Annotated in this window: 5 protein-coding genes and 1 pseudogene; all 6 read right to left on the minus strand. The window is 46.8% G+C overall.

Going from position 1 to position 3,512, the window contains the following annotated elements; all coding sequences use genetic code 11:
• Positions 1-209 precede the first annotated feature (209 nt).
• Positions 210-1,103, minus strand: a complete 894-nt coding sequence (locus ACTQ34_RS17610) for a BRO-N domain-containing protein (RefSeq protein WP_441364903.1) — start codon at positions 1,101-1,103, stop codon at positions 210-212.
• Positions 1,104-1,571, minus strand: a complete 468-nt coding sequence (locus ACTQ34_RS17615) for a low molecular weight protein-tyrosine-phosphatase (protein WP_441364904.1) — start codon at positions 1,569-1,571, stop codon at positions 1,104-1,106.
• Positions 1,572-1,656: 85 nt separating this feature from the next.
• Positions 1,657-2,052 (minus strand): annotated as a pseudogene (locus ACTQ34_RS17620) (DUF1016 N-terminal domain-containing protein); the annotation flags it as partial.
• A gap of 85 nt (positions 2,053-2,137) precedes the next feature.
• Positions 2,138-2,344 (minus strand): hypothetical protein, encoded by a 207-nt coding sequence (locus ACTQ34_RS17625; RefSeq protein ID WP_441364905.1) that lies wholly within the window; start codon positions 2,342-2,344, stop codon positions 2,138-2,140.
• A gap of 210 nt (positions 2,345-2,554) precedes the next feature.
• Positions 2,555-3,064 (minus strand): sigma-70 family RNA polymerase sigma factor, encoded by a 510-nt coding sequence (locus ACTQ34_RS17630; RefSeq protein ID WP_441364906.1) that lies wholly within the window; start codon positions 3,062-3,064, stop codon positions 2,555-2,557.
• The gene (locus tag ACTQ34_RS17635) at positions 3,057-3,377 is read right to left on the minus strand and encodes a hypothetical protein (protein ID WP_441364907.1); all 321 of its coding nucleotides are present in this window, start codon (positions 3,375-3,377) and stop codon (positions 3,057-3,059) included. The genes ACTQ34_RS17630 and ACTQ34_RS17635 overlap by 8 nt, the downstream gene beginning before the upstream one ends.
• Positions 3,378-3,512 lie beyond the last annotated feature (135 nt).

A 3,512-nucleotide genomic window follows, 5' to 3' on the forward strand; every position in this document is an offset into this window, starting at 1 on the left:
ATCCCGATCCATTTTTCCTCGTTCCAGCATTGCTCTCACCACCTATTCCTATTTTACCGCGCTCAAACGAAAAAGCCCAGCTTTTGCTGGACTTTTTCGACAGACTGAAGCAAAAGGCTGCCTTTCAGGCAGCCTTTTGCTTTTACTATTTACCTTTGTAACATCAAAACGCTGTAGATGTCATGTTATCTCCGCAAAACTCAAATTATTTATTCTTGTTTTGATGAGTCAACTTCCGATTCGGAGATACCCCCTTCAATCAAATCGGTTATCACTTGATTGAGTTGGGCAGCATTCTTTTCCGTAATAACAGGGACACCTGTTTGCAACTCAATAGCCTTTCGGGCATCTCCAGCGACTTTACCGCCTACACAAGCCACTTCGATATTATCAGAAAAAGATTCCGGTGCTTTCTGCTTGGAAATTTCTGTGGTCGTAGCCTCGGCCAGCATATTCAGAACCAATTCCAGTGTAGTCATATTGTCCCGCAGGTTTTCCTTTTTCAGCCCCTTGAGATTCTTATACTGTCTGGTGGACATCCCGGACCATGCTCGGGATATCTCATCTGTAAGAATGGCATACTCAATGCCCTTTTGAACACCACGGGCATCCCATTCATCGGTCAGCTCTTTGCGGACCTGGATCGCCTGCAGTCGCTGATTGATCCATTCACGGGTATAGCCTTTCTTCAGATAGGTTTCCAGCGCCCGTTCAATGGTCAGTTCCGGATCTATCGTTTCTTCGATTCGCTCCCGACCAACCTGTGCCAACCATAGCTTAAACGGCTCAGCTTTGGGAGATGGTATGGACTGGATGATACGCAGAAGCTGTTCCGTATCTGCCACATCAGTATTATACCGTTTTCCATCCTTTGGGGACCTCAATTTCAGTTGCTGACAATTTGTCAGCAACTGATCTGCACCTTCGTCTTTAAGGCGTTGTTTCAGCTTTGCCCAGTAGTTGCTTGCGCCACGCTGATCCGGCTGATCGGTCAAAACTGCAACGACATCAACAACAGAAAAGTACCATTCCTCTTTATCCTCGTCCCAGGCTGTGCGGATGCGCTTATCTTCAAAAAGCTGAATCTTATCCTCTTGCCCCATTCATATCACACCTCTTTTCTTCAGCAAATCATCAAGCAGTCCCTGACAGCCTTCCATAACATCCTGCCAGGTCGCATCGAAGTCGCCGGTGTACCACGGGTCGGCTACCTCTCCGGGTCGGCTTGTAAAATCCATCAGAAGGTGCATTTTGTCGGCAAAGTCGCCACCACAGATCTGGTACATACTCCGGATATTGGCGCGATCCATGCCGATCAGCAGGTCGTACTTGTCGTAGTCGCTGTTCTGGAGCTGCCATGCTGTTTTGCCGGAACAGTCGATTCCATGCTCGACCAATTTCCGGCGGGCAGGTGGGTAAACAGGATTTCTGATTTCCTCGGTGCTGGTAGCTGCTGATTCGATCTGGAACTCCTGTGCCAGACCAGCTTTCTTCACCATATCTTTCATCACAAACTCGGCCATCGGGCTTCTGCAAATATTCCCATGACAGAGAAAAAGTATCTTGATCATTTTCGGAACTCTCCAATTGATTTTCTTCATGATCAGTATAACATGGAACCTCAAATTCGTCGAGCGTGAGTTCCTGATGAGCACATTCCTGGATAGCATTCTGGAGTGCGGTTTTTGACCATCCAAACTGTTTTGCGGCCAGCAGATACCAGCGTCGCTCCTCCATGTTCAGGTCCGCCTCCAGAATCACAACATTTTGTGTCCAGGAGATCTCTGCGGCGAGTTTCAAAAGTTCTTGATTGCCCTCGTACATCCGATAAAAATCACGCATCCTCCGCAGATTGCGCGGGGAGAAACCAGGGACATTCGGATACTGTTCAGACAGGTATTCTGCAGCAGCAACCGCAGCACCCTTTTCAGAACGACCACATACAATTCGGCCTAATTCGCAGTATAGTTGCACTTGAGAAAAGTCAGCAGTTACTGCTGCATCCAAATCCGCAAACATGGCAGAATAGTCGATGTTTTTGCGAGTGTTCATAGTTTCTCCTTTCTGATAAATTATGCTTAACCGAAAACAGGCCAAAGAGAAATACGGGATACTCCCGCACTTCTCTTTGGCCTGTTTACACCACCCGAATCATCTGTTCCCAGAGAAGAACGAATCGGTCATCCAGGATTTTGTTGTCATGATAGTGTCCGAACAGCCAGTAATGAAACCGGGTTCTTTCTTTGACTTCTTCCAGATAATCTGTCAGGGGATCATGGGCATATCCTCCTGCGCCCAGTTGGTCTACAATAATGCTGATAAACTGATTTGTCAACTTTTTCATTGGGATATACCTCCTATTGCTCTCGATACTACTTTGATCACGGCCATGACCTTAGATGAGGATAGTATAGAACCTAATTCTTATTTTCCACCATATCAAGTTCTTAACAATTCTGAATTTTAGTGGTGGAACGAGTGGCAGATACTAATTGTCTGTCACTCGTTCCGCTTTTTCGGGAAGGGGTATTATTTCATCCTTAGATAGTGGGGTTTAACTCTGCTCTGCAAAAAAAGTTTTTAATTTTCCGATGGCGAGATTCAGAGACTTTGCGACCGCCTGATGACTTGTCCCTTCCAGCCTGCCGATCTGCCGGGTGGACAGGCCACGGAATACATAAAGCCGAAAACGCCTTTTCTGGACTTCTGTAAGTACGCCCGCAGCGAATAACCGTTTCAACGCAATCCAGGTATAGCGGCGGTTTTGCACTTCTACCGCCAGTTCCTCCAATTCTTCCTCCAATGGCCGGGTAGAGCAGCAGTCCGTTTCCTCCAAACCGTGGATGGAAACATCCTTGCGGGTCTGGGTACTCTCTGCCCTATCCTGCTCATAGTAGATTTGATCGGACAGGGCTTTCAACTCCGCAAAGTCCTGCTCTGTTTTATCTGGGTTCTCCTTCAGGTAGTCCTCCAGAGAAACTTCAATCACTCCGTCATGGAAGCGATAAACAATATTTGGACTGTATTTGTTTATCGCATAATCACTTTTGCGATAATCACGCAATTTTTGTACCTCCGATCTGTTTTTTGCGAAAACAGATCGGAGGTGGCGGCGCTCTGCTCCTGTAACCAGGCCGCCTATAAAATAAGCCGTTGACTTTGTAATCTGCTGCAAAATCAACAGCCCAAAAGATAGGTGTATTGAGAAGTTCAACGGTGTATGGAGCGCCTACAGGCGGAGGCTTGTCCCCAGATGGGGCAAACTCTTTCTTACAAAGGCGCCGGTGAACACCGATTGAAAATTGTCCATTAAAAGCCGTATGTCTTTTTAGCAAGGCAAAAAGCAACTGCTCATTGCTGTGGATTTTTTCATCCATAACACGCTACTCCTTGCCTACTTATGGGTCGTGTCAAGAATTTTTCGCACTTTAGTTCGCAGACTCTGTTATGAATGAAGTCAGCCAGCAATGGAGGCATCCTCAACGGTCGCCTCCAGATGCTTCATGTTCATG

It is taken from the genome of Agathobaculum sp. LCP25S3_E8, from assembly GCF_052117165.1.
In the GTDB taxonomy this organism is placed as follows: Bacteria; Bacillota; Clostridia; order Oscillospirales; family Butyricicoccaceae; genus Agathobaculum.